General features: G+C 62.2%; 26 protein-coding genes. 14 read left to right on the top strand and 12 right to left on the bottom strand.

All coding sequences use genetic code 11. The features are described from left to right. Nucleotides 1–280: 280 nt before the first annotated feature. On the top strand, nucleotides 281–4,642 hold the full coding sequence (locus NLM15_RS09855) for an RHS repeat protein (RefSeq protein WP_254116767.1): 4,362 nt from the start codon (nucleotides 281–283) through the stop codon (nucleotides 4,640–4,642). 66 nt (nucleotides 4,643–4,708) lie between these two features. On the opposite strand, the gene NLM15_RS09850 is transcribed toward NLM15_RS09855, so the two are convergent. The 6 genes from NLM15_RS09850 to NLM15_RS09825 form a co-directional block, all read right to left on the bottom strand. Next, nucleotides 4,709–5,446 carry a bifunctional 2-polyprenyl-6-hydroxyphenol methylase/3-demethylubiquinol 3-O-methyltransferase UbiG gene (locus NLM15_RS09850; RefSeq protein WP_254116766.1) on the bottom strand — a complete coding sequence of 246 codons (738 nt, stop codon included), beginning with the start codon at nucleotides 5,444–5,446 and terminating at the stop codon, nucleotides 4,709–4,711. 264 nt (nucleotides 5,447–5,710) lie between these two features. Then, nucleotides 5,711–6,262: a serine O-acetyltransferase gene (locus NLM15_RS09845; protein WP_254116765.1), complete on the bottom strand. Its 552-nt coding sequence runs from the start codon at nucleotides 6,260–6,262 to the stop codon at nucleotides 5,711–5,713. Nucleotides 6,263–6,293: 31 nt separating this feature from the next. Further along, complete coding sequence (locus tag NLM15_RS09840) at nucleotides 6,294–7,748, bottom strand: lipopolysaccharide biosynthesis protein (protein ID WP_254116764.1); 1,455 nt, start codon at nucleotides 7,746–7,748, stop codon at nucleotides 6,294–6,296. Nucleotides 7,749–7,787: 39 nt separating this feature from the next. Then, on the bottom strand, nucleotides 7,788–8,834 hold the full coding sequence (locus NLM15_RS09835; protein WP_254116763.1) for an acyltransferase: 1,047 nt from the start codon (nucleotides 8,832–8,834) through the stop codon (nucleotides 7,788–7,790). An 82-nt stretch (nucleotides 8,835–8,916) separates the two neighbouring features. Further along, entirely contained in the window at nucleotides 8,917–10,269 is a 1,353-nt protein-coding gene (locus NLM15_RS09830; RefSeq protein WP_254116762.1) for a hypothetical protein, read from the bottom strand. A 4-nt stretch (nucleotides 10,270–10,273) separates the two neighbouring features. Further along, complete coding sequence (locus tag NLM15_RS09825) at nucleotides 10,274–11,458, bottom strand: acyltransferase (protein WP_254116761.1); 1,185 nt, start codon at nucleotides 11,456–11,458, stop codon at nucleotides 10,274–10,276. A 268-nt stretch (nucleotides 11,459–11,726) separates the two neighbouring features. On the opposite strand from NLM15_RS09825, the gene NLM15_RS09820 reads away from it, so the two are divergent. The 6 genes from NLM15_RS09820 (at nucleotide 11,727) to NLM15_RS09795 (ending at nucleotide 18,484) form a co-directional block, all read left to right on the top strand. Further along, the gene (locus NLM15_RS09820; RefSeq protein WP_254116760.1) at nucleotides 11,727–13,106 is read left to right on the top strand and encodes an O-antigen ligase; all 1,380 of its coding nucleotides are present in this window, start codon (nucleotides 11,727–11,729) and stop codon (nucleotides 13,104–13,106) included. Between the two features lie 60 nt (nucleotides 13,107–13,166). Next, entirely contained in the window at nucleotides 13,167–13,784 is a 618-nt protein-coding gene (locus NLM15_RS09815; RefSeq protein ID WP_254116759.1) for a hypothetical protein, read from the top strand. A 158-nt stretch (nucleotides 13,785–13,942) separates the two neighbouring features. Then, nucleotides 13,943–14,584: a transglutaminase-like cysteine peptidase gene (locus NLM15_RS09810; RefSeq protein ID WP_254116758.1), complete on the top strand. Its 642-nt coding sequence runs from the start codon at nucleotides 13,943–13,945 to the stop codon at nucleotides 14,582–14,584. A 368-nt stretch (nucleotides 14,585–14,952) separates the two neighbouring features. Continuing rightward, on the top strand, nucleotides 14,953–15,483 hold the full coding sequence (locus NLM15_RS09805) for a hypothetical protein (protein ID WP_254116757.1): 531 nt from the start codon (nucleotides 14,953–14,955) through the stop codon (nucleotides 15,481–15,483). A gap of 18 nt (nucleotides 15,484–15,501) precedes the next feature. Next, nucleotides 15,502–17,712: a GNVR domain-containing protein gene (locus tag NLM15_RS09800; RefSeq protein ID WP_254116756.1), complete on the top strand. Its 2,211-nt coding sequence runs from the start codon at nucleotides 15,502–15,504 to the stop codon at nucleotides 17,710–17,712. Then, nucleotides 17,696–18,484, top strand: coding sequence for a hypothetical protein (locus tag NLM15_RS09795; protein ID WP_254116755.1), 789 nt, complete (start codon nucleotides 17,696–17,698; stop codon nucleotides 18,482–18,484). Before NLM15_RS09800 ends, NLM15_RS09795 begins: the two co-directional genes overlap by 17 nt. 81 nt (nucleotides 18,485–18,565) lie before the next feature. On the opposite strand, the gene NLM15_RS09790 is transcribed toward NLM15_RS09795, so the two are convergent. Then, a complete protein-coding gene (locus NLM15_RS09790; protein ID WP_256565414.1) occupies nucleotides 18,566–19,990 on the bottom strand; it encodes an undecaprenyl-phosphate glucose phosphotransferase in 1,425 nt (474 codons plus the stop codon). Nucleotides 19,991–20,337: 347 nt separating this feature from the next. On the opposite strand from NLM15_RS09790, the gene NLM15_RS09785 reads away from it, so the two are divergent. Further along, nucleotides 20,338–20,616, top strand: coding sequence for a hypothetical protein (locus NLM15_RS09785; protein ID WP_254116753.1), 279 nt, complete (start codon nucleotides 20,338–20,340; stop codon nucleotides 20,614–20,616). Nucleotides 20,617–20,774: 158 nt separating this feature from the next. Next, nucleotides 20,775–21,509, top strand: a complete 735-nt coding sequence (locus tag NLM15_RS09780) for a metallophosphoesterase family protein (RefSeq protein WP_254116752.1) — start codon at nucleotides 20,775–20,777, stop codon at nucleotides 21,507–21,509. A gap of 28 nt (nucleotides 21,510–21,537) precedes the next feature. On the opposite strand, the gene NLM15_RS09775 is transcribed toward NLM15_RS09780, so the two are convergent. From NLM15_RS09775 to NLM15_RS09765, 3 genes are all read right to left on the bottom strand, one after another. After that, nucleotides 21,538–21,960, bottom strand: coding sequence for a hypothetical protein (locus NLM15_RS09775; RefSeq protein WP_254116751.1), 423 nt, complete (start codon nucleotides 21,958–21,960; stop codon nucleotides 21,538–21,540). 50 nt (nucleotides 21,961–22,010) lie between these two features. After that, nucleotides 22,011–22,313: a hypothetical protein gene (locus tag NLM15_RS09770; RefSeq protein ID WP_254116750.1), complete on the bottom strand. Its 303-nt coding sequence runs from the start codon at nucleotides 22,311–22,313 to the stop codon at nucleotides 22,011–22,013. A 387-nt stretch (nucleotides 22,314–22,700) separates the two neighbouring features. After that, nucleotides 22,701–22,907, bottom strand: coding sequence for a hypothetical protein (locus NLM15_RS09765; protein ID WP_254116749.1), 207 nt, complete (start codon nucleotides 22,905–22,907; stop codon nucleotides 22,701–22,703). Nucleotides 22,908–22,982: 75 nt separating this feature from the next. On the opposite strand from NLM15_RS09765, the gene NLM15_RS09760 reads away from it, so the two are divergent. The 5 genes from NLM15_RS09760 (at nucleotide 22,983) to NLM15_RS09740 (ending at nucleotide 25,335) form a co-directional block, all read left to right on the top strand. Next, complete coding sequence (locus NLM15_RS09760; protein WP_254116748.1) at nucleotides 22,983–23,345, top strand: hypothetical protein; 363 nt, start codon at nucleotides 22,983–22,985, stop codon at nucleotides 23,343–23,345. A 464-nt stretch (nucleotides 23,346–23,809) separates the two neighbouring features. Continuing rightward, nucleotides 23,810–23,983, top strand: coding sequence for a hypothetical protein (locus tag NLM15_RS09755; RefSeq protein WP_254116747.1), 174 nt, complete (start codon nucleotides 23,810–23,812; stop codon nucleotides 23,981–23,983). A 234-nt stretch (nucleotides 23,984–24,217) separates the two neighbouring features. After that, a complete protein-coding gene (locus tag NLM15_RS09750; RefSeq protein ID WP_254116746.1) occupies nucleotides 24,218–24,469 on the top strand; it encodes a hypothetical protein in 252 nt (83 codons plus the stop codon). A gap of 186 nt (nucleotides 24,470–24,655) precedes the next feature. After that, a complete protein-coding gene (locus NLM15_RS09745; protein WP_254116745.1) occupies nucleotides 24,656–24,820 on the top strand; it encodes a hypothetical protein in 165 nt (54 codons plus the stop codon). A gap of 149 nt (nucleotides 24,821–24,969) precedes the next feature. Continuing rightward, on the top strand, nucleotides 24,970–25,335 hold the full coding sequence (locus NLM15_RS09740) for a VanZ family protein (protein WP_309144964.1): 366 nt from the start codon (nucleotides 24,970–24,972) through the stop codon (nucleotides 25,333–25,335). 28 nt (nucleotides 25,336–25,363) lie between these two features. Here NLM15_RS09740 and NLM15_RS09735 read toward each other — a convergent pair whose 3' ends face one another. Together NLM15_RS09735 and NLM15_RS09730 are read right to left on the bottom strand one after the other, a co-directional pair. Further along, entirely contained in the window at nucleotides 25,364–25,570 is a 207-nt protein-coding gene (locus NLM15_RS09735; protein ID WP_254116743.1) for a hypothetical protein, read from the bottom strand. 187 nt (nucleotides 25,571–25,757) lie between these two features. Continuing rightward, on the bottom strand, nucleotides 25,758–26,207 hold the full coding sequence (locus NLM15_RS09730; RefSeq protein ID WP_254116742.1) for a hypothetical protein: 450 nt from the start codon (nucleotides 26,205–26,207) through the stop codon (nucleotides 25,758–25,760). Nucleotides 26,208–26,314 lie beyond the last annotated feature (107 nt).

Raw genomic sequence — 26,314 nt, 5'->3', positions numbered from 1 at the left:
GCGTTTCGATTAGGCACCGGCACAACATCGATCGAACATCGTCGTTGCATCGCCATGCCGACGTCACGCTGACAGCACATTGACGTGGTGAATCAGAAATCAAACTCAGTCCAAGCAGATTCGTGCACTGGTCCGCATCGTGCAGGACTCCTCGGCAAGAAAATCACCGGGGTGCCTCCATTTTTACCGATCTCACCAACTCGAAAAACAGAGATTGGCCGATACGACAGACACAAGCGGCAACGAAATCTCGCGCTCCAGAAAAGGCTTTGGAATACCGATGACTACCGCATCACCTGATCAGACGATCCTGTCGGCGAGCACCTTTATCAGTTCCATCGGCGTCAATACCCACACTGGTTATTCGTGGGGGGCCTACAACAACCTCGCCCTCGTAGAGGACGACCTCAAATATCTCGGCGTCACCAAGCTGCGCGACGGACTCGCGTCGAGCCCGTCGGCACAACCGATCCTCGATGGACTCGCGAAAGACGGCTACACATTCGACTTCGTGGTTCCGTCGAGCGTGCCGGAGGGCGGCACGTCCGCGCTCCAGGCCTATCTGGAATCCGTCAAGGCTTTCGCGACCAGCCATCCCGGCAGCGTCGACGCGATGGAGGGCCTCAACGAGATCAACCTCTATTCGTTCAGCTACAATGGAAGCTCGAGCATCGAGGCTGCGGCACAGTTCCAGGCTGCCTATTACAACGCCATCAAGGCCGATGCCACGCTGAGCAAGATTTCGGTCTACAATTTGTCGTTGGGCTTCAACGACTCCACCGACTACGTGAAGCTCGGCGACCTCTCGGGAGCGACCGATTACGCCAACTCCCACGCCTATGTCAGCACGAGCCTGACGCCGGCGGCCGCCCTCCAGGCCCTGCTCGGCAATGCCACGTCGGTCACCGGCAGCGATCCGGTCGTGATCACCGAGACCGGCTACACCACCAAGAGCGACACACCTTATATTGGCGCCAGCGAGAACGTGCAGGCGAAGTCGATCCTGAATACGCTGGTCGATGCCTACAAGGGCGGCGTCGGCACCACCTATCTGTATCAGCTGCTCGACGCCTCGGCGACCAACGATGCGTCCGATCCGGAGTCGCATTGGGGCCTGTTCAACAGCGACGGAACCCCCAAGCTCGCGGCCACGGCCATCCACAATCTGACGACCATCCTGGCCGACGACGGCAAGGGCGGCCAGACGCCGACGGCCTCGCTGAACTACACGCTCGACGGTCTGCCGGCGACCGGCAACAGCATGGTTCTCGGCAAGAGCAACGGCGCCTATGAACTGGTGGTCTGGGCCGAGCCCAAGATCTGGAACGACGCCACCGACACCGAGATCTCGAATCCGACCACGTCGGTCACCGTCAACCTCGGCAGCGTCCACCACCTGATCAGCGTTTACGACCCGTTAAAGGGCAGCTCGCCGATCGCCACCTACACCGACGTCAGCCAGATCGTGGTTCCGGTCTCGGATCACCCCCTGATCATCGAGATCGACGCTCCCGCGGGCGGCGGCGAAGCCGAGCCCGCCGTGACCGACGTCAGCGGAACCGCCGCCGACATCGTGTCGCAGATGTCCGACCTGAACGCCTCGGGCTCGCTCGAGACGATCACGCTGACCGACACCCATGTCCTTCCGGTCGCCTCGGAGGCGACCATGGAATACATGATCTCGCACTACGCCAAGGCGCTGGCGGCCATCCAGGGCGGCTATCAGTTCTCCGTCACCAACTCCACCGCGGCCTGGAGCGTGACCAAGATCTACGACTCCTCGGCGAATCTGCAGTCGACCGCGACGTCCAACTTCACGAACGGCGTCATCACCAGCAAGGTCACGAACTACGCCGACGGATCGTCGGACAACATCGCCTACAGCGGCGGCAAGATGGTGCGCGACGTCACCATCTCGGCTGACGGCAACAAGGACACCAAGACCTACGATACGAGCGGCAATCTGATCGCGGACATGGTCCAGAACAAGGACGGCTCGTCCTCGAACACGCTCTACAGCGCGGGTGTCAAGACCAAGTCCTATGTCACCAACGCCGACGGCAGCCACGACAACTACTATTACAACATCACCGGCCAGTCCTACACCAGCGAGCACGATCGGCTCGACGCGAGCGGCAAGCTGCTGTCGGTGAGCCGCACGCATGCCGACGGCACGATGGCCTACAGCCAGGTGTTCAACAGCGACGGCAGCAAGGTCACGACCCAGTACGATTCGACCGGCCACAAGACTACGGCCATCACCGTCACGTCGACCTCCACCACGACCGAGCTCTACACCACGGCCGGCGCGCTCAAGCAGCAGATCGTGCAGACGACCTCCGGCAACGTGACCACGACGAACTACAATGGCTCGCTGCTGGCGTCGGTCTACGTGGTCAACGCCGACGGGTCCAAGCAATCGAAGCTGTATGATTCCAGCGGCAAGATCGCCAGCGACCAGGTCCAGAGCAAGGACGGCTCGTCGTCGAACACGTTCTATACGGCCGGGGTCAAGACCAAGGCCTACGTGACCAACGCCGACGGCAGCCACGACAACTATTACTACAACATCACCGGCCAGTCCTACACCAGCGAGCACGACCATCTCGATGCGAACAACAAGCTGGTGTCGGTCAGCCGCACGCATGCCGACGGCACGATGGCCTACAGCCAGGTGTTCAACAGCGACGGCAGCAAGGTCACGACCCAGTACGATTCGACGGGCCACAAGACCTCGGTCATCACCGTCACGTCGTCGGCCACGACGACCGAGCTCTACACCACGGCCGGCGCGCTCAAGCAGACGATCGTGCAGACGACCACCGGCAACGTGACCACGACGAACTACAACGGCTCGCTGCTGGTGTCGTCTTACGTGGTCAACGCCGACGGGTCGAAGGACAGCAAGCTGTACGACTCCAATGGGATCATCGCCAGCGACCTGGCCCAGAACAGCGACGGCTCGTCCTCGAACACGATCTACACGGCCGGCGTCAAGACGAAGGTCTACGTCACCAACGCCGACGGCAGCCGCGACAACTACTATTACAACATCAGCGGCCAGTCCTACACCAACGAGCACGACCACATCGACGCCAGCGGACGGCTCCTGCTGGTCAGCCGCACGCATGCCGACGGCACGATGGCCTACAACCAGGTGATCAACAGCGACGGCAGCAAGGTCACGACCCAGTACGACTCCACGGGTCACAAGACCTCGATCGTCACCATCACCTCGACGGTCACGACCACCGACACCTACGATCCATCGACCGGAGCGCTGAAGCAGGAGATCGCCAAGACGAGCTCCGGCAACGTCACCACGACGAACTACAATGGCTCGCTGTTGGCATCGGTCTATGTCGTCAACGCCGACGGATCGAAGGATACCAAGCTGTACGATTCCAGCGGCAAGATCGCCACCGACCTGGTGCAGAACAAGGACGGCTCATCCTCGAACACGGTCTATACGGCCGGCGTCAAGATGAAGGTCTACGTCACCAACGCCGACGGCAGCCACGACAACACCTGGTACAACATCACCGGCCAGAGCTACACGACGGAGATCCAGCACACCACCGCCGCCGGCACATTGACCAGCCTGACCCGCCTCCACGCGGACGACACCCTTGCCTACAAGCAGGTGATCAACAGCGATGGCAGCAAGGTCACCGACCTCTATGACAGCAACGGTCACAAGACGAGCGAGGTCCTCAACGGCACCGATGGGTCGACCACGACGGACACCTACAATTCGTCCGGCGACGTCACCCAGCACGTCGTCAAGACCGCGGGCGGCGACGTCACGACCTCGAACTACGCGAACGGATTGCCAACGTCGATCTACGTCGTCAACGCCGACGGGTCCAAGGACACCAAACTGTTCGACAGCAGCGGCGACCTGACCAGCGACTACGTGCTGAACAAGGACGGATCGAACTCGACGACCATCTACACGTCGGGCGTCAAGACCAAGGCCTACGTCAACAATGCCGACGGCAGCCACGACAACTATGCGTACAACATCACCGGCAAGAGCTACGTCACGGAGCATCAGCACCTAGACTCCTCGAACAAGGTGACCTCAGTCGAACGCTCGCACGCGGACGGCACGCTCGACTACACGCAGGTCCTCAAATCGGACGGCAGCAAGATCACGGATGTCTACGACAGCACCGGGGTCAAGACGACCGAGACCGTCAACAACGCCGATGGCAGCTCGGATGTCTTCAAGTTCAAGGTCTCCGGCCTGCCGGGCGCCGTCGAGCACGACAGCTACAATTCCAGCGGCTCGCTGCTCTCGATCGACGTGGCCAACAGTGATGGCACCCACACGGTCACGGCAGTGAGCGCGGGACTGACGCTGAATGGCGGAAGCGGCAACGACGTCTTCTCCGCGGCGCCGGGCACCACGACCATCATGTTCGACGGCGGCAACGACCAGATCAAGAGCTTCCACGCCGGAACAGCGTCCAACCACGACACGATCGAGATTCTCAAATCACTGGTGGCCGACTACAGCCACCTGCAGATTTCGCAGTCGGGCTCGGATACGCTGATCCAGCTCTCGACGACCGACTCGATCGTGTTGAAGAACGTGAACTCCACCACGCTCGATCACGGCAACTTCCTGTTCGTCTGACGCACGCGACCTCGCCGGCAGGCGTGCCTGCCGGCGAGGTCAGCGGAACGAACAGGTGAAACGACGTCAGTGCGGCCGCGAAGCCGTGGCCGCACCGATGAAGATGATGTCCTCGGCCAGCAGCGGGAGCTGCCGCAGCAGCATCGACTTCAGCCTTCCGGCGCGCATGAAAGTCGCCATCTTCACCTCGACCGGCGCATAGCCGGCGTCGATTGCGACCTTCGCGATCGTATAGGGCGTGAAGAAGAACCGGTGATCGCTGTTGATCGTCTCGACGTTCTGCAGGATGCCCTTGATGTTGCCGCCCCTGAAGGCATTCGGAACGGTGATCACGATCTGGTCGACGACGTCGCCGTAGTTCTCCCTGAAGCGCGACAGGAACGCGACCGGATTCGGAATGTGCTCGACGACTTCGCCGAACACGGCGATATCGAACTTCCGGCTGGATACCGCCTCGATCTTTTCACCTGATGTCACGTCGCCGGCGACCATGTTGTCGAGCCCGGAAATTCGCGACGCCTCCCGCACGGCTTCCGCGTCGATGTCGACACCGACCGTGTATTCGGAGCACTCCGTGATCAGGCCGTGGAGCCAATCCCTGTTGTCGATCTTGCGCTTGATCAGCGGCAGGTGGTCACAGCATCCGACGTGCAGGACCCGCTTGCCCCTGCAGATGTCGACCAGGACGTCGCATCTGTATCTGACGTCTCCGTCGCCCCCATATTGCACGACGATAGTGTCCTTGAACTTCGAGCCGTCGAGATAGGGATAGACCTGCGAAAAATCCGTGATGATCGACGACATCGGCTTGCCCTCAGTGTCTGAGATGTTTCCAGACACAACTATACATCGCAAACCATCAGAATTGTGACCGGCTCTGGCGGGCGCGCATTTGATCGGCATCACGAACGACAGAACTCGCGATGGAACCGCGCCTGCTCGCCGTGCCGGCTATCCGCTTTCAATTAGTGCAAGTGAATTTGATTGGAGCTCTTGCTGAACTCCGAACAGGGAACTCGTTGCGACGACCGACGCGGCCGCAGTCGCGCGCCGCGAGTTCCCGATCACTCAGGCGCGCATTCTTCCCGGTGCTTCCGTGCGCACGACGCGCGCCGGTGCGCCCGCAACGACGGCATTCGGCGGAACGTCACGCGTCACGACCGCGTTGGCCGCGACGTTGACGCCTGCGCCCAGCGAAATCGGACCAACCAGCACGGCGCCCGTGTAGATGACGGCATTGTCGCCGATGGTCGGACAGCCCGGCTCGTCCCACGCGCGCCGGCCAAGGGTCACGTTGTGATACAGCATGACGGAACGACCGATCCGCGCGCCCTCGCCGATCACGACGCCGGTCGGGTGCGGCAGGATCAGTCCCGGGCCGATCTCCGCGAGAACCGAGATGTAGCAGCCTCGCCGCATCAGCATGCGCACGAGCAGCCAGGTGATCTGGTGTCCCCACCGGGTCTGGAAGCGCAGCATCTTGGCGATGCGCCAGGTCGTGATCACGGCAAAGCCGGGGCTCGTGAGCAAGGCGATGACGGCGGCACCGACGCCGGACCTGCCGGTGTTTGCCATCAGGTCCTCGCGCCACGGAATTCCCGCCTGGCGCTCCTCGCCCATTCCCGCTCCTGAAGACATCTACCAATCTCTATTAGCTTGCCGAGGGAAGATTAGCCTGAATCGGCGAAGCCGAGCCGCCAAGCAACGACTGCACGCTGCTCCAGATCCGGCGCCGGAATACCACGTAGCTGCCAAGCACGATCAGCGCATAGACGGCCGTCGCGATCAGCCAATGTGACAGGCTTGCGACGTCGCCCCTGGTCGCGACGAGGGCGCACAAGGCGCCGAGCGAGGTGGCGACCGTGGCCGGCATCAGCGCGCCGAACAACGAGGCGTAGGAGACCGCGCAGTTGCGGGCCCCGATCATCAGCATGAGAGCGCAAACCAGGATCGATACGACCAGATACACCACGGCCACGGCGGTGAGCCCGAGCGGCAACGCCACGACAAAGGCAAGGATCATGCTGGCGCTGTTGGCGGTGCTGACCCAGAACTGCAGCCGGGCCTTGTCGTGGGCCAGCAGGATCGGTCCGGCATAGGCCGCAATCGACTGGGCCGCGCCGGCAGGCGCTAGGATGGCAATCAGCGGCAGAACCTCCTGCCAGTGCGGCGAGAGGAAGGTCGCAACGGGATATTTCAGCCCGAAGGTCAGATAGATCATCGCCGGGAACGTGATCATGGCCGTCATGCCGAGGACCGCGCAGATCGCGGCCTTGCGCCGCTCTCGTTCACTGTCGCCGTTCATCCGGCTCAGGGTCGCCATGAGGACGCCCCCGCCCGGCCACGACAGGATCATCAGCGGGAGCGTCATGAACTGAAATGCGAGACCGAACAGGCCGACGGCCGCCGCGCCCAGCTTGGCGCCGATCATGAGATTGCCGACGTTTCTCGCAGTGAAGTTGAGGACGTTCGAAGCCAGCACCCAGCCGCCGAACGACAGCATCTGGGCGACGCCGCGCCATTTGAAGCACAATTGAATGTGGCGCCTGGTGTTCACATAGAACGCGACCGCGCGCACCGCCTGCATCAGGACATAGTAGGCGATCAGCGCCCAGATTCCCCATCCCAGCAGGGCGCCGACCACGCCCACCGTCGCGGAAACCAGTGCCGCACCAGCTTCGATCAGGGCGATGGTCTGATATTGCAGGGAACGTTCCAGAACCGCGCGCGGTCCCATCGCGGAAATGGACAGGACGACCGAACCGGAGAGAGCGGCGAGCACCGACGGCAGTCCCGGCATGCTGACCGCGGCTCCCAGCGGCTTCGATAGCGCCGCCAGCACCAGGGCGCAGCCGATCCCGATCGCGACCATCAACGTCGTCGCCGCGCCGGCCTCCTGCTTGGTCAGCGACGTCCGCTGGATCATCGCGCTCGACAGCCCGAGATCGGTCAGCATGGAGATGAAGGCGATGAACGGCAGCGAAAACGCCACGAGCCCGAATTCCGTGGGCGTCACGAAATAAGTGATCAGCAGCGTGATGAGGAACTGAACGGCCGACTTCACGACGTTCACGCTCGACATCGAAAGCAGATTCTTGATGATCATGACGTCACCCGTGCGTGATCGATTGCGAGGGGGGTGCGCTCAGGCGACATAACGCGCTTCACGACGCACTCCGAACAACAGGCCCCGCAGCGCCGGATCGAGCAGACGGCGCAGTCTCACCTCGATCAGCTCGTAACTCACCGTGCAGGCAATCAGGGCCACGATTAAACCAAGGCCCGCAAACCCCGCCCAGAGAAGCCAGAGGTTCACCCCGTGCGCGGCGAGCTTCACCCCGATGATCTGCAACGGGAACAGCGCGAAGGGGTGGACCAGATAGAGGCTATAGCTGATCTTTCCGAGAAATTGCAGCGGTCTGGCGCTCAAGGCGGCAGCCAGCCCCGAATCCGGAGCAAGGACCATTCCAAACAGCAGCGCGCCCGGAATGAGTCCCACCAGGGGATGCAGATATTCGATCGACACGTACATCGCGGCACCGCAGAGGATGCCGGCCAGCACGCCGGGCCAACCGGCAACGCGGATCCGCAGATCGACGAAGCTGAACAGCAATCCGACCAGAAAGAACGCGGCGATCGGCCGATAGATGATGCCCGCGGCAGCGAGCGCGACAAACGGTGCAGCCAGCACCCAGTTCCGCGCCGCCGCGACGAAGGCAAGCGCGAACAGGATGTAGAACGCCCATTCATAACTGAGCGTCCAGGCGTTCTGCTGGCCGATCGGCAATCCCAGCGCATCCGGCAGGAACGCCAAATTGACGAAGAACAGCTTGAGATACGTTGCCAGGTCGATCCCCTTGAAGAACTTGTAGCCGACCAGTGGTCCGATCGTGAACAGGATCACATGCAGGATCACGAACACCGGAAGGATGCGCAGGCAGCGGTCGAGGAAGAATTTTCCGACGCTGCGGTGGCGCACGAGGCTCGCCGGAATCAGGAAGCCGCTGATCATGAAGAAGAGCTCAACCCCGTGCCCGCCCATGTTGATCGTCGCCTCGAGCCACGACCAGATCGGCGGCAGGAAGCCCGCCAGAAGCGGCATGTCCTGAAGGTGCACGATCAGAACGGTCAGCGCCGCAACGCCGCGCAGTCCCTGGATAGCCGGCAGGAAGCCCTTGTTGTCATCGCTCACGGCCTGTTCTCCGTTCGCCATCCAAGGTCGACGCCGGGCAAGGCCGATACGCCGAAAAACGCCGTGCAGGGTGACATCGGTTTCACGCCGGCCGCGAGACCAGATCGTTGACGTCAGGCGCAAGCGGGGCCACGTCCGCCGGAGCTTCCTCCCGCTTCGATCCGCCGAAGACATCGCTGAAGGCCACGGCGAGCATGATCAGGCCGCTCGCAGGACCATAGGCAAGCACGGTGATGGTGAAGAGATTCATCGCGAAGGCCGCCGAGAGCTTGTAGATGTCCCTGGACCTGGCGATCGCGACGATCGAAAGCACCACGAACACCAGGAAGATCGGCCCGAACATGAGATAGGTGCCGAGATAGAAATTATCGACCGGCACGTAGTAGCTCAGCTTGTTCGAGAACAGCAACTGCGGATAGTTGAAGCAACCGAGCCCGCAGCCGAAGACGAACCCGACGGGCATCAGGTCGCTCATGTACACGAACGGCAATTGCCAGCTGTTGTTGACGCGATCCTGGAGGCTGAAGAGGCCTTTCGAAATGCTGGTCAGCCCGTTCCCCGCGAATAGAGCGATGAGAAGGAACGGGACCAGGATCGACAGAAACGACGCCAGCGACATGCGCCGGAGCATGGGAAACTTCTCACGCTCGGGCAGGATCCGGATGATGACGAGACACACGACGTAGATCACCATCACGCCGAGCGAGGTTTTGCTGGTCGTCAGCTTGATGGCGTAGAGTCCGATCGGCGCCCAGAACAGGCACCACAGCAGGCTGCGGCGCGCGGACGTCAACACGAAGGTGATGAAGACGAAGAAAGCGGCCATCGTGCTGTCGGCCGCGAGGCCAGCCAGCCGCGTTTCCGACGCTGCCCACCAGAGCCGGCTTGCCTGCCGTGTCGCTCCGAACGTCTCGTAAGCGAAGCCGACCCATGGCAGCTGGACGCGCCAGGACAGGAAAATCCCGAAGATCGTCAGGTAAAAGAGCGGATGGATCCAGGCCAGCAGTCGCCGGTACTCGCCGAAATTGCGGCCGCAGAAGCAGAACCCCACGAATACCGGCGCAATCATCTTGAAGGACGACATCATGCCGGTGAAGTAGCCGAGGAAGACGTATCCGAGATAAAGCGCAAACGCCATGTAGAACAGCGTCAGGATCGCGACCAGACTCTTTCCCACCAGGATGTAGCGCTGAATGAACGCGAGGATGCACACCATCGCGAAGATGTCGGGCAGGAACCAGATGGCGTCGATTTTGGCGACCGACAGGTAGTAGCGCAATGCGCCGGCCAGTGCGTCTCTATAAAAGTAGAGACACAGAGCGATCGCCTCGAGATTGAAGGTCGAACCGCTCGCCTGCACGCCGTCGTCAATGGGCGGCTCCGCAAAGCGGAAGCCCGGGGCGGCAAGCGCGGGAGATGATGAATAGCCGGCCATCAATTCACTCGGCCGCAGCGAGCGACTTGGCTGGACGGGGCCTGAGCAGCCCGAGAACCAGCCGCGATCCCGGCATTTCGATGGTGGCGTAGGTCAGGCTCGAAAGCGCGAGCACGGCACCGACGAAACCGACGAGGAGCACCGAGGCAGGCAGGCCAGGCAGCAGACCATCCAGCGACTGGAAGCGGGCCGCTCCAACGCCGCGCGCGAAATATTCGAGCAGGACGAGCACCAGCGCGTGGACCATGTAGATCGAATAGGAGCGCTTGCCGAGCCACACCAGCGGCTTCGCCGTCAGCAGCTCGGGCAAGGGGCGGTTGGGAAACAGCATCAGCGAGCCGAGCAGGATCGCAAACACCACCGGCGCGACGAAGCTGATGGCCGGCAGCCATGCGACCACCGAGATGATCACGATCGCCGTCACCGCCGCGCCGATCTGCACGGCCGACTGAAGCATGGGACTGACGCCCGGCCGCACCATCGCCACGGCGCGAACCGTCAGCACACCGAGAAAGAAGCTGAGGATGCAGCGAACGATGCCGAACTGGTAATGAAAGTCGAGAGTTTCCATGCCGAGCACGAACAGGATGATGCCGAGGCTGCCGACGACCAGCAATATCGAGAGGGCGTAGACCATCCGGACGTTCCTCGCGGCCTGCGCCGCGAGCATCACGGCCGCAAACACGAGGTAGGTGTAGAACTCCGCGCTGATGCTCCAGCTCGGCCCGTTCCAGCTCAGATAGTTGATGATGCCGGACGCCTGAAGCAGCAGCAGGTTCACGATGAAGGAGACATAGTTGTTGACCGGCATTTCGGGCGGCGCGAAATGCAGGATACCGACCGCCACCAGGCCGAGCTTCATCAACCGGAACGACAGAAAGGCGAGCAACGTCGCCAGGTGGAGCGGATAGATTCGCGCAATGCGCCGCGCGACGAAGTCACGGAAGTCGAACGCGCCGAAGTCCGACTTCATGTAGCTCATCGAGATGACGATGCCGCTGAGCACGAAGAACAGATCGACGCAGAGCCACGAATTGTGGAAGAACGCGACGTCGATCCACGCCCTGTTCGGCAGGATCGTCTTGAGCGTCTCCGAGCCGACAAAATGGTGAACGACCACGCACAGCGCCGCGAGACCTCGAACGCTGTCGAGCGGCACGTAGTGCGCTTTTGGCTTATGAACCGGCACGGGCAGAGCACCTGACAATGAGCGAGAACGAAATGCTGCGTCGCAGCATAATGCCTTCCTTCGACCTGCGGTTCAACCGTTAACCGTCAAGTTGAACCGAGATTTACCGACATGCTTAGCGCTCATCGTCGCTCGACGTCCGGCTCGTGAATCGAGGCGGAGGTAAACGCGCCGATCGTGCTGAAATCGTGACCGGATGCGCATTAACTTGATCTCGCGCGAAGTTCTGATAGCTCCATCGCCGCTGAGCTGAACGACAGAGGGGCCTTTGGGCGCGATATCGCGATTTTTCGCTGCAGCCGTGTTCGTGCTGGCGCCACTTCCACTCGGATCCCTCGACCTCGCGTGGATTTGTTTCTGGAATTTTCTGCTCGTTTGCAGCCTGCTCACCGCCGATCTATCCGCCGTGAGCCGTCGCAACGCCATGTTGCTCATTCCACTGGCAGTGGTGATTGCAACCGTGGGCGTCATGGTCGCGTTGCAAATGTGGAGCAGCCCTGCTGCGCAATCCGCAGCCGTCTGGGAACTGCCGCGGCAATTTTTCGGTGTTGCATTGCCTGAGCGCCTCTCCGTGACGGCGCGCGGGCCGTGGCTCGCGTTCGGATCAGTCCTGCTGCTCTCACTCGCCTTCACGCGCGCCGTGATCCTTGCAAGCGAGGCGAGCGCAGCGCGCTCGCTGCTACGCATACTGGCATGGGCGGGCTGTCTATACGCGCTCTACGGAATTCTGGCGGAGCTGATCGCGCCGGACATGATCCTGTTCAGGCAGAAAGAAGCGTATCTGGGCTTCGTCACGGGAACGTTCGTCAATCGAAATACGGCGGCGACGTTCTTCGGCACCTGTGCCCTGCTGTTTCTGGTGCCGCTTCTGCGCACGATGCACCGCCAGGAAGGCGGGCCGGCGGAGCAACCGGGTTGGCGATCGCGGCTGGATCAGATCCTGTCCGCGCCGGTGGCACTTGGTGCGGGATTTGCGATCTGCACGATCGCGCTTGCCATGACCGGATCGCGGGCGGGCCTTCTGTTGTCAGTCGGCGCGTTCGTGCTGGCCATCATCCTTTATCTCATGCCGCTGGAGCTCGGCAGATCGCGGAAGTGGCTGGTCCTCGGCGGCTCGGCGGCAGCAGGACTTGTGCTCCTGCAGCTCGTAGGCGGCATCGTGGCGGACCGAATCGTCGAACATGGGCTGATCGACCCTCAGAGGCTGACGGCCTACCAGGCCTCACTGGAGATCATCGCAGACCATGGGCTGCTCGGCGTCGGGCTGGGCAATTTCGAAGCTGTTTTTCCCGCCAACAGACCCGCATCGCTCGGCAGTCTCGGCATCTGGGACCGCGCTCACAGCACGCCACTGGAAATTGCCGTCGAATTGGGCATTCCCGCCTTCGCAATCATCGCGCTGGCCTGCCTCTGGTACTTTTACCATTTGTTTACCGGAAGCTTGCGCCGAAAGCGCGATCGCTACATACCCGTCATCGGCGCGAGCGTCGCTGTCTTGGGGGTTGCACATAGCTGCATCGATTTCTCGCTACAAATACCGGGTTACGGCGTGTTTTTCGCAGCTGTCGTCGGATGCGGCCTCGCGCAATCGCTACCGTCACAGATGCGAAAAGAGCGTGGCAAATCTGTGCAAGTCGAGTTAAACTAAAATTATAATTATTGGAATATGGGCAGGGTGATGAATTGGAATTCTGGTAGGCGCTTCACGATGATCGTCGGAGCGCTGGCGTTTTTTGCCGGAATGCCGGCAGCATTCGGCGCAACGGGGGTCAGTTCGAGCTGCGTTGCCAACAACACCGGCGCTGTTTCAGCCGAGCGCGCCACCGACTTTCTGGCCAATCCGAGCGGACTGCTCGATCAGTTCAAGGACGGACAAGGCGGCCTCGCCTCAGCTGTCCGCGACCTCTTGACCGCGCGTCCCGAGACCGTCGAGGGCATTGCCTCATTGGCGAAGGCCAGCAGCGCCGATCAAAGCCGCGCCATCGGCGCCGGCCTCGGCACCGCCGCCTCGGTCTGTGTCCTGTCGCAGCCCGGCGTTGCCCAACTGATTCAGGAGGCGGTTCTCAAGACGGAGAATCCCGACCTGATCCAATCGTTCACCAGCATCACCGGCGATATCCCGACCGAAGCGACGAACGGTGCCGACCCGACCGGCGAGACCACGGCCGGCGGCGGACCGGGCTCGACCGCCGCAGAGGCACGCGGTGGCGGGGCAACCTCGACCGAACCCACGGCCGTGAACCAGAGCGGCCCCGGCGCGGCGTCACAGACGCTGTTTGCGGCGACATCCACCGCGGTTCTGACGTCCGTAAGCCCGTCGCGTTAATGGCCGGAACCGCTGCGTTGGCAGCGAATTAACCAACCTCCCCCGGCCGGTCTCGCGACCGGCCGATTTCGCTACAATTGTAAATTTCCGCGGAACCAAAGCTCAAATCGTTTGTGAGATACCCGTAGCGTCAAAAGAAAACGCCAGACGGGGATGTCATGAGCTGGATTATCAAATCGCTGGTCGCGATCGGGATCGCGTCGACCGGCACCGCCGCCAAGGCCGAGATTGTGAACGACGGCTCGCTCAACCAGGCGAAGAGTGCGTTCATCCGCGAGTACGACAACGCGCTCGCGCCACTGCAGTTCGTCAAGTTCTGCATGAACAATGACGCAGAATGCGCGGCAGACGCCGCCGACCGGACACTGCCCTCGGGCGACCGGGCGATGAGCATGCTGCGCGAGGTCAACAGTGCGGTCAACGCGTCGATCACGCCGATGCAGAAATCGACCAATCCGATGGTCGCGCGCTGGACCGTTTCGCCGTCCGCCGGCGATTGCAACGATTACGCGGTCACCAAGCGTCATCAACTGATCGAGATGGGTTGGCCCAAATCAGCGCTACGGCTTGCAGTCGTGCTGACCAATGGCGGCCAGGGCCATCTCGTGCTGGTCGCGCGTCTTGCCGACGGCGATTTCGTTCTGGACAATCTTTCCGCCTCGGTGCGCCCGTGGAACGCTGCGGAGTACGAGTGGATCTCGATGCAGTCCGGCGGCAACCCGCGCTTCTGGGTCGCGGTCGGCGACCATGGCGAGCGGCTGCGCGCCACGCGTCTTGCGATGCTGCGAACCATCGAATAGATCGCGCGAAGTTTCGCGCACACGCCAATCGCAGGTTGAAGGCGCGAGGAGCCCCCTCGCGCCTTTGTCATTGCATGGGCATCTGCCTAAGAATCAAGCTTGACGCATCAAGACGTGAGCGATCATTCGCAGAATCTGCGCCTGATCGCAGCACAAGCGTCGTTCATGTTGAAGATCCAGCGAGGATGGCAATTTGGTCCGCGTTGGTTTATATTTTGCGCCGCACAAGAATTTGACATAGTTTTGGGCCATCAAGGACCTACGGCCCAATCCCATACAGCATCAATAATTCGCAACGAGATATGAGCGCGATCCTCCTCAAACTCGATAGCTTGTTGCGTGGTCCTCTCCGGGCCTTACGGATCGTCATGGTCGTCGTCGCTGCGCTGTCTGCAACACTTGCGACGCCGGCGCGGGCTCAATGCGTCGACCGCGCCGAGCGCGCACCTCCCGGCGCAGTCAGCGCCTTCATCTCGGACCCGTCGGTCATTCTTCGGCTGTCGAAGAACGACAGAGACAAGCTTACGGGCCGGCTGACCGGCGTGCTGGTGACCGATATCGCGGCACTTGATTCGGTGCGCGACATGCTGCGTGAAGCGAGCCAGGCCGATCGCATCGCAATCGGCATCGGGCTTCATCGTGCCGAAGACCGTTGCGTATCCACAAAACCCGACGTCGCACGCAGGATCAGCGAATTCGTCAACAAGCTGCACGACGGCGCCGTGCTCAAGGGATATTACGCGGATCAGGACGCGGCGATGGCGCCGGCTCCGGGGAGCCCCGCTCCACCCACAGCCACCAACCTGCCGGCAGGTCCGAGCTCGAGCGCCGGCCTGATGTCGGGCGAATGGAAGACCGACGTCGCCGATCCGTTCAAACCCGTCCCCCTTCCTGAGTGACAATCAAGATTCCCAGAAATGTTTCAGCCACGAGATCAGTTTCCGCAACGCCCGAAGTATGCCATCGAGGTCGGTGGCACGACGCTCAGCGCCGAGCGCGCTCTGGACATTGTGCGTCGCCAGTGGCCGCTGATCGTCGCGATCGTGGCCGGTACGCTCGCACTCGTTCTCGTCTACCTGATCAGCGCAACGCCGATGTACACGGCGAATGCGCGCATCCTGATGGACACGCGTCAAACCCAGGTGCTGGACAAGGACAGCGGAACCGCCAACGCGCTGATCGACCCGGGCTTCGTCGACAGCCAGGTCGAGATTCTCCAGTCTGACGACCTGATCCTGTCGATCGTCCGCCGCCTCAAGCTGACCGAAGACGCAGAATTCAACGGCTCCGAGCCCGGATTGCTTCCGCTGATCATCGGCAAGGTCATGTCGCTGTTCGGATCGGACGGCCCTCCCAGCAAGGAGCGGGTCGAGCGCGGCGCGGTCGAGCTGCTGCAGAAGAATCTCAAGGTCGAGCGCGTGCTCACGACCTATGTCCTCTCCCTGAACTACCGCTCGATCGATCCGAACAAGGCGGCAAAGATCGCGAACGCAATCGCGGACGCCTACATCGTGGGTGCCCTGGAGGCGAAGTATCAGTCGACCAAGCGCGCCGGCGAGTGGCTCCAGCAGCGCAGCGCCGAGCTGCGCGAGCAGGCGACGGCGAGCGACCGCGCCGTGCAGACCTTCAAGGCCGAGAACAACATCGTCGGCACCAGCCGCGGCTTGATGAGCGAGCAGCAGCTCGCGGACGCCAACTCGCAGCTCGTCACCGCGCGTGCCGCCACCGCCGAGGCCAAGGCGCGCCTCGACCGGATCGAGGCGCTGCTCGACAAGGACCTCGTCCAGCCGACGGTGACGGACGCCCTCAACAACACCGTGATCACGCGCCTGCGCGCCCAGTATCTCGACCTCGCGGCTCAGTATGCCGATTGGTCGAGCCGCTACGGCAAGACCCACCAGGCGGCCATCAACCTCGCCAACCGCATGGAAGAACTGCGCAAGGCGATCGCCGACGAAGTGCGCCGTATCGCGGACGCCTATCGCAGCGAATACGAGATCGCCAAGAGCCGCGAGACGTCGCTGGACGAAAATCTCAAGAACCTCGTGTCGCAGGCCGGCAGCACCAGCCAGGCCCAGGTCAAGCTGCGCGACCTCGAAAGCGCGGCGGACACCTATCGCAACCTCTACAACAACTTCCTCGAGAAGCTCCAGAACGCGACGCAGAACCAGAGCTTCCCGATCAGCGAAGCGCGCATCATCAGCACGGCGGTCAAGCCGGACAAGAAGAGCTCGCCCAAGACCCTGCTGGCGCTGATGGGCGGCCTGTTCGGCGGTCTGTGCTTCGGCTTCGGTGCCGCTTTCGCCAGAGAGCTGCTGAGCGACGTGCTGCGCTCGCCGAGCGACGTCGAGGATCAGCTGGGCGTGAAATGCCTCGGCGTCCTGCCCGATATCCGCCCGACCAGGACGTCGGCGGACGGTCCGGACGCCAACGTTTCCAGCTATGTCGTCGAGCACCCGTTCTCGCGATTTGCCGAAACGCTGCGCAACATCAAGGTCTCGATCGACGTCGCGCGGCTCTCGCGCGAGGTCAAGGTGATCGGCATCCTGTCGTCTCTCCCGAAGGAGGGCAAAACCACGGTCGCGGCCAATTTCGGTCATCTCACCGCGTTGACCGGACACCGCACGCTGCTGATCGACGGCGATCTCCACACCCGCTCGCTGACGCGGGCGCTGGCACCCCATTCCAAGAGCGGCCTCGTCGAAGCCCTCAAGGATCCGCGCTCGTTCGGCTACCACATCCAGCGCAGCAAGGAGAGCGGGCTCGACTTCCTGCCCTCCGTCGTCGCCTCGCGCATGGTGAACTCGGCAGACGTGATCGCATCCAAGTCGATGGCCGACCTGCTCGCGGTCGTGCGCGAGGAGTATGAATACATCATCATCGATCTGGCGCCGGTGATGCCGGTGTCCGACGCCAAGGCCGTCAGCCACCTCGTCGATGCGATGGTCTACGTCATCGAGTGGGGCCGCACGACCCGCAACGCGCTCCAGGAATCGATGGCGAGCTCCGAGGGCATTCAGAAGAAGCTCCTGGGCGCCGTGCTCAACCGCGCCAATCCGAAGATGCTCAAGCGGATCGAGGCGTACAAGGGTTCCCACTACAACAGCTATTATGTCGAGGGAGCCTAGCGGCGAGCCGCCGGCCCAGCCGGCGGGATCTGCGTTTCGCTGGGTTCTGCGCGGCTCGACCGTCGCTCTCGCTGCGGTCACGCTGGTCTGGATCGCATCCGTTGCTCCTGACGTCACCAATCCCGCTGTTCCACAGATTGCCGGCCGCGTCGCGCGCGGCGAGCGCTACGAGCTCGACCGCCTGAGATGGATCGTGGCGGAGAATCTGCCGTCCGCCCGCCGGTTATGCAGCGCCAAGACGCTGCGCGAGATCCTGCTGCTCCAGCTCGCGATCGCGGACGAATCGACGCGCTCAGGCGACCTTAAGCAGACCGACCTCGACGCGGCCGCCGTCGCGTCCACGAGCCGTGCCCTGCTCGCCTGTGCACCGACCGAGGGACTGGGCTGGTTCGGCAGCTACTGGGCCGAGATTCGCCAGGCCGGCTTCGGGCCGCGAACGGCGCAGTTGCTCGAACTGTCCTATCGCTTCGCGCCGCACGAGGCCTGGCTCCAGCTCATCCGCGCGCCGCTGGCGCTCCGCATCTTCAATGCGGCCTCGCCCGGGCTCAGGGACCACGCCGTCCAGGACTTTGCCGACATCTTCCAGGCGCGCCTGTTCCCGAGCGCTGCCGCGCTCTACCAGGCGGCCGCGGCAAGCGCCCGCCCCGGGCTTCTGGACCGGACATGCAATGCCCCGGACATCGACCGGGAGCTCCTAATGCATTTCGTGACGGAAAAGGGATTGCCGCTTCGCCACCGCTGCTATCCCTTCGAGGATCGCCCGCACGGCTGAACGCGCTGAAAGAAAAAGCCCGGCGCGCACGAGGCGGCCGGGCTTCATTGTCGCGATTGCAGGCCAGGACAGCGCTTGACGCTAGTAGGCTTCCTGATGGATCAGCGCCAGCGCGGTCTTCAGGATGATCCTGATGTCGAGCCAGATGCTCCAGTTGCTGACGTACCAGACATCGTACTCGACCCGCTTCTCCATCAGATCGATGGTCGGCGTCTCGCCGCGGAAGCCGTTGACCTGGGCCCAACCGGTCAGGCCCGGCTTCATGTGATGCCGGTACACGTAATTGCTGATGATCTGGTCGTAGTAATTGTCGTGCGCGAGCGCATGCGGGCGCGGTCCGACCAGCGACATCTCGCCGCGCAGAACGTTCCAGAGCTGCGGCAGCTCGTCGATGCTGGTCCGCCGCAGCACACGGCCGACACGCGTCACGCGCGCGTCGCTCTTCGTCGCCTGCGTGACGACATGACCGTTTTCCGCCACCGTCATGGAGCGGAACTTCCAGATATCGAATTGCTTGCCGTTGAAGCCGCGCCGGGACTGCTTGAAGATCACCTTGCCCTTGGAATCGAGCTTGATCATGATCGCAGCCGTGATCAGCAGCGGCGCCAGCAACAGCAGCGCGAACGAGGCAAGGCCGATGTCGAGGCAGCGCTTCTGCGCCTGCTCGAACACGCTGAGCGGCGCACGCTGGATCTCGATCGCGACCGTGCCGCTGACGGGCTGGAACGGACGCGAGACCAGATCGGCGATCGGGAAATCCGGCAGGAGGCGGATCGGCTGGGGAACAACGCGCAGGTGCTGGCTCAGCTTCTGGAGAAGCGGCATTTCGTCCCAGTCGATGACCAGGAGATATTCTTCCACATCCGCCGTGCGCGCCTGACGGGTGATGTCGCGAATCTCGCGATCCCAGCCCGCGCCCTCCTCGGACGGATCGAGCACGAAATGCCGCACGACGTTGAAGCCGTGCTTGCGCAGATCCTTGAAGCGGGTCGAGGTGAAATCGAGAGGCTTGAGGCTGACCAGCACGACCTTGCGGTCCACCAGACGGCCCTTGGCGTAGCCCGAGGTCAGCGCCAGGCGCCACAACACGCGCAGACCGCCCAAGGCAGCGCCGCCGGTCGCGGCGAACAGCAGCGTGGTTCCGCGCGACATGTCCGCGGACGATTTGAGCAGGAACGCCTCGACGGCGAGAATGGTCAGCGAGATCAACCAGACCGCCAGAGCCTTGCGCAGCTGCCAGACCGTGTTCAGCAGGCGGTGGTGATCATAGACGCCCTGGAAATAAGCGATCGTCACGAACACCGCGCCGACGACCAGACCTGCTCCGACGGATGAGTCCTGCTCCGATACGAGCACGCGATAGAGACCGTTCGCCGCGAAATAGCTGAGCAGCACGGCGACGAAGTCGCCGGCGATCAAAGCCACTTGGAGGGGTCTTTGGAGGGCTCCGCGTCGGTTCGATATAACCGAATAATAGTTTTCCGAACCGTAAGTTGCTACAGCCATCCGAACCTCGCTGCCTCGTCACGCCAGTCGCAACCAGAATTGCGAGCAAACCGATCGAAAATTTTCGATGTGCGCCGAAGTATATCTTAACTAAACAAAGCGACATTGCGGCAGTGCACCGAAAAAATCAAATCGATTTTTCTGCAATGCAGCGTCGCTGCATGTGAATGCTCAAACTACTGTCACACACGTGACAATTAAGCGGGCATCGCGCCGCATTTCGCAACAAATCGCGTCAAATTCGCACAGCATTGTCGCGAGTATTTGAACGGCTGTTCAACCATGCCGCTTAAGCCGTTATTAGGCCGCAGCCATTAACACTCGTGACCAATTCGGGGAGTTGTGTCGTGAGTACCGTTGCCGTTTTCAGTCTGTTGATCGGGTCGTTGCTGGGAGGCCGATTCCGAATCTTCATCCTGCCGCCCGCCATCGTTCTCGGTGCGACGATCCTTGGTGCGGGCTCCGCCTGGCAGGGACATGATTCAGCTCACACGGTTGTGACAATCCTCGTCTTCGCGTCGGTGCTCCAGCTCGGCTATTTCTGCGGCGCGGTTCTGGTCCGCGCGCGAGCGGCGGCCTACCGTGGCAAGACTGCGCCATCGTTCGACAGCCGCAGCTTCGGCTAGCCTCGCGCAAGCTTGGGGACAGGTGATTCGCAACGCCGGCGAATGATCGGCCACGCGTTCGCTTGCCGGCGGGGTTAAAAAAAGCTGCTTGGGGCACACGGATTTCGCCGATAGCATATTGACATCTCGGGCGAAGCTCTCTGAAAGAGTTGGACCCCATGCCCACGATCGCGTTCCCCAATTCGCCCCGGCCGAAGCTACCGAACGGCGTGCGCATCTATGCGATCAGCGACATCCACGGCTGCGCGCATCTGCTCGAGCAGATGTTCGCCGTGATCGATGCGGACATGGCGAATAGCCGGCCATATCGCGCGATCGAGGTCTTCCTCGGCGACTACATCGATCGCGGACCGGACTCGCGCCATACCCTCGATCTCCTGATCAGGCGCAGCCGCCGCCGCAACACCGTCTTCCTCAAGGGCAATCACGAGGCCTACTTCACCTCGGTGCTGGAAGATCCCTCCCGCGCCGCCGAATGGTTTCAGTTCGGCGGGCTCCAGACCCTGATGTCGTACGGCGTGTCGGCCGCGCCCGGCATTGGCAAGGACGAGCTGCCCGATCTGGTGCGCGAGCTCACTTCCGTGATGCCGCCGGAGCACATTGCATTCATGCGCCAGTTGCGGCCGACCTTCACATGCGGCGACTTCTTCTTCGTCCATGCGGGGGTGCGTCCGGGAATTCCGCTTTCCGAGCAGCGCGAGCAGGATCTGCTGTGGATCAGGGATGAATTTCTCCAGAGCAAGCGGCGCTTCGGCAAATATGTCGTGCACGGCCATACGCCGGTGAAGCAGGCCGAGCTGCTCGAGAATCGGGCCAACATCGATACCGGGGCCTATGCCACCGGCAACCTGACGCTGCTGTCCATTCAGGGCAACAGCATGCTCGCGATCTAGGCGCCCCGCGCGCGCGGCGCGCCGGACGTTAGTTGGTGGGACTTGCCGGAGCCCGATATTCCGGGAAGCGGCTCAGCATCGCGGCCTTCAGGAACTTGAAATGGGCGATCGAGGCGCCGAGCTCCTTGAGCCGGCGCTGGCCGTTCAGGATCTCCTTGTCGAACAGATCCTGGTGGTGATTGTCGAGCGCCTCGCGCTCGAGATATTCGTCGTCGCCGTTGCCGATCGTCACGGCGGCGCGCGCCAGCACGTCTTCCACCCGGCGGTTGAGACCCGATTGCTCGCGCTCCGCCGCATGCAGGGCGTCGTCGATCGCGATCATGATGGCTTCGATGCGTGTACGATCGGTCTCGGCGTCGCGCTCGGGCGAGCGAGCGCGAAACGTCTGTTCTCCCCCGAAGCGATCTTTCAGGAAATTATGCGTGCGGGCCCGCAGGAAGAGCTGAAACATGCGTCCATTTCCGGTTCGAGGCGCCAGACCGGAAAATGGGCCCGGGATGGTTAAGAAAGACTGAATCCTTCGGGCCGTTCGGTGCGACTTTGCGCCATCCAGGCCCTCCAGGCGCCCTCGTGCTTCTCATAGAGCTCGAGCCGGCGCTGCTCGCCGGCGTCAGGCCACGCATTGCGGCCATTGGGCGCGACCTGTCCCTCGCCGGGCGCCTGCTCCCGGTCGAGCCTCTCGAACTCGAATGTCTCCTCGGGCGTCAGACCGATCAGGACGCGGTCGCCCCTCTTATCGACGAAATACCGCCGCGGCGCATTGTTCGTCGAGCCCGTCATGCCGTCTCCCCGAAATCCCGTCATGATCCACTCCCCTCCGCCGTCATGCGAACCGAAAGACGACGACCACACCCAGGTCGCAAATCATCAGAATGCACGCCGCGCCCTCGCCAGTGAATTATTCTGCCGGAACGCAGTCGGACTGTAGGGACGGTGGAACGGATGACGTTCCGCGCGGTCGCGAGAGCGCCGCGCGCGTATTGCATAGCCTGCACCAAAGCCGGCAAGGAGCGAAACCAGGATCGCAACCAGCATCATTCGGGATTCGCTCCAGTTAGCGAGCGTCTTGTCTCATGATGCGACAGTCTCATCGTCGAGTTGTGTCGAGATCATGATGAGCGCCGCTGATTTTCAGGTCATGCCGGAGATTTTTTGGGCAGCAACCGCATGCCAAGCAGTCGAACGCTCGCTTCAACTGAAGAACCAGAGGAACAATCGCACCAGCAGCAGCGTGATGAAATACACCCAGCCCGCCATCGCGATCAGCGCAACGCTGAAAAAGGCGCCTTCGAATGCCCGCTCTCTGAGCTTGGTGAGAGGAAGTGCCGCTCGCGCTCTCTGAAGCATCTCGGTCTTCTTGTTGATTGTTGATTTGGATTTGTTCGTGCGCGCGACCATAGCCGAACGAATTCGACGATCTCGTGACGACTTGCCCGAGAGAAGCGCAATGCTGCTCGTCGAGATTGATATCGCATGCATCCGTCGCGATTGAATCTATTTTCGTTCCAGGCTGTTGCGATCAATCCACACCGTGCTTCAACTCAAATTGATTCGTCGAAGCTGCAGCGCCGTCGCGCCCAGATTCCCGATCGCGCAGGTGTTGGCGCAGGAACGATACCTTCGGCATCGCGCATCGTCGGCCACGAGAAGATGGAGCGCGCGGCACGCCCTGCCCGGCAGCCCGGCTTCATGCAAAGGGGCAGGCGAACGGGTTCCAACCTCGCCGGCGACCAGCGTGGTGTTGAAGCAGCAACTCTACCTGTCTTCGGCAAGCCGATGACCGATTGCCCGCTGGCCACCCTGATGCAGGCGCCGAGACGCTCGTTCCGCACGTGATCGTTCGCGGATTGACCAATGAACTTCCGACGGCCGCAACGTGCGCGACCGGCTCGATGTCGCGGATCACGCGGAGACGCTGACGCGGGTCGTCGAGCACGGCCAGCTCGTCAAAACCTGCCACATCGGCGCGCCCCGCGAGCGGACTGGCGAAGACCGTCAGCGGGTTCTGCGGCCACCGGACGTGGTGGCAGAACATCCTCGATCGCCGCGATCGGAGCACGCGTGTCGGCCTCAACCAACGAAAACTCCGTGGTAATACGGAGCGTTACGCGCCGATTTCATCCCGGTAAGGTTGAGCAGTTAGCTTAATCCGCGTTGTTTGTTGCGAAGCGCGCGGGATCGCATATCCATCCTCTCACCGGGCTTCCCCAAGGCCCGGCCCCACCCAAGCAAAGCCGTCGAGCGAACGTGGGTCCGCTTGGCGGCTTTGTCGTTGTGTCGACGAGAGGATGATTTCGGTTATGGCGCGCAGGCCCTGGTCGTTCAAGGAAGACCGCCGGCTGATGGAATTGGCCAAGTCTTCGACTTCGCTGGAAGAAGCAGCGAAACTTCTCGGGCGCTCGCCCGATGCGGTCAAGCGTATGGCCTTGCGCCTCGGCCTGACGCTGAAGTCCAAGGGCTCCAAGAAGAGCTAGCATCCGTCGCGCCGGCCGTGCGCGAGAGGTCATGGACGGGCGCGTCTGCCTCATCAACCGATGGATCGCAGCCTCCAATCGACGCAGGCCCCAACGCCTCCAGCGCTCTCGATCTCTCCGCGCCCGGATGTTAGTCTATCCAACATTGAGGATTGAACCTCGCCCCTTTCCGGCGCAGAACGGTCGCCGGACCGGCTTAGGTCTCAGTTCGATGGCTTGTTGGAGGAATACATCATGTTGTCCCGTGCGCTCGCCGTAGCTTTGCTCCTGGTTCTGCCTTCAGTGGCGTCGGCGCAGGTCCCCGTACGGTTCGGATTTCCGAACGGCGCGCCGTGGTGCGCTTTTGGTTTCGACTGCCGCTTCCTGAACTTCCGGGAATGCGCCGACTGGATCTACGACCCCGCGCGAAACTGCCTCAAGAATCCGTACTTCGCGGCTCATTACCCCACCAATGTCGACAAGGGCTGGTCCTACAACCGGCGTTGAACGTCGGTCCCTGCAAACGGCTGGTCATGCAGTCAGGCACGTCGCATCGTGCCTGACGATCTGGTTGGCTCGATTCGTCGATGACGACAATTTGGGCACAGCCTGCCGCCGTCCGCCGATCCATAGGCGGAACTCTCGTTCGAGCTTCGCATTGTTTCCGAAATGAATGCGGGAGGCGAAGCCGCCATGGCCAACTCTTTCCTTATCGTGATGTCGACGTGGTTCGCCATCAACATCCTGTTCGTGGCCGCGAGATTGTGGGTGACAGGACCAGCGAGCTGGCAGATTGATGCCAGCCCTCGCCAACTCAGCGCCGTCTACGTGAAATCGCGGCAGCAACGACGCGTTTGATGTTGCCTGAGTCTAGGCGGAACGGGCCGCAAGAGTGGCGCCCTGCCGTTTGCCCGTGAACCTCGGTTCATGCCCTCAAAGGTTCATGAACTTTAACGATGTTCTCGGCTTTCGAAGCGGCCAGCTGGCCGACCAGTTATGTTGGCGCCATGCGCCGCAACCATCTCATTGCAGCCGCGGTCATCTGTCTCGCGCTCATCGTCTATGCCACGCTCGCCAAGCTCGCGGGCAGGCCGGCACTCATGGGCCACGCGGAGGCTTACTGGGTCGTCGTCATCGAGCGCTTCAGCGCATACGGCCTGTTGGGCTTCCTTCTGTCCTTCCTGCTACCGGGGCGAGTCAAGCTGGCTTGCGCATTCGTGCTGGCCGTCGCAGTCGGGCTCGAGGTCTTGCAGGCGGTGACGCCGGATCGTGACCCACGGTTCATCGATGTACTGCAAAAGGCCGCCGGCGGCACCGTCGGCGTCCTTCTGGCCCAAACCATTCTGGCTTTTCTGCCGAGGCCGCCCTCGTAGGGCGGTGGCCTCCGCCGGCACGGCGAGCTTACGCCACTCCGCGCCGCAAGCCGGGTTGATCGATCGAGAGGACCCCGGACATCTGGCGATGGGCATCGCGCAACGCCGTGATCGCGTCGTCAAGATCGAATTCGGCTTCGCGGATGGTCTCGAAGAACCGTGCCATCAAGGCGAGGTTCAGTTTGACGCGGGTATTCCCGTCGCGGCTCTTGCGGCGATCGAGCGACAGATGCATCGCCTGCATCCTGGCCTCGGCGGCGCTACAGCCGCTGAGTGTCGCGAGTTCGTCATATGTCATCCAGATCTGAGGCATGTCCCTGTCCGTCTTTTGTTGTGGGCCTCAACCTAGATTTCACCTCTAAAAGCAGTCTTGCGGTGGTGCGGTCCCACCATGTTTTCGCGACAACAGCGTCAATGCAAACCTAAGACACCGGCGGCGTCTTGGTGGGTGAGAACGGGTGGCGCGGCCTGGAACGGCTGTCGAGACCCTTGGGCAGCTTGTCGGCATTGAGCTTCACGACCGCGCATTTGGCGTCGGCTGCCGGTGCATCTTCCTGGCTGTAGATCAGCGTCGCCTCGAATTTGACGTCGGGCGCCTCTCTGGCCGTTCCCGAACAGGTCGCCACCAGGCCGTTGCACACACCCGCAAGATTGACCTCGACCTCGTCCGGCCCGAACACGCTCGGCGGGCCGTCGGCATGCCGGTTCACGGTCAGGACGGCCGAGAAGTGCCGCTCATCGACGCGATAGGAGCCGCCATAGGTGAAGAAGCTGTCGCGGCCCGAGATCCGGCCGTGGTCCAGATCCACGAGCCCGGTGCCCTGGCCACGGGGGGTCCTGAACCAGGCAGCGTACTTACCGTCTCTCAGCATGGGAAATTTCCCGACGTGAAAATTGACCTGTATTTGCGACCAACTCTGGGGCGCGACAATGACCGAACGGCCGGCCCTTTGAGCAGGGTTAACGCCCCGAAAATCCA

The sequence above is a fragment of the Bradyrhizobium sp. CCGB20 genome (assembly GCF_024199855.1).
Lineage (GTDB): Bacteria > Pseudomonadota > Alphaproteobacteria > Rhizobiales > Xanthobacteraceae > Bradyrhizobium.
This window is presented reverse-complemented; position numbering and strand designations above follow the sequence as displayed.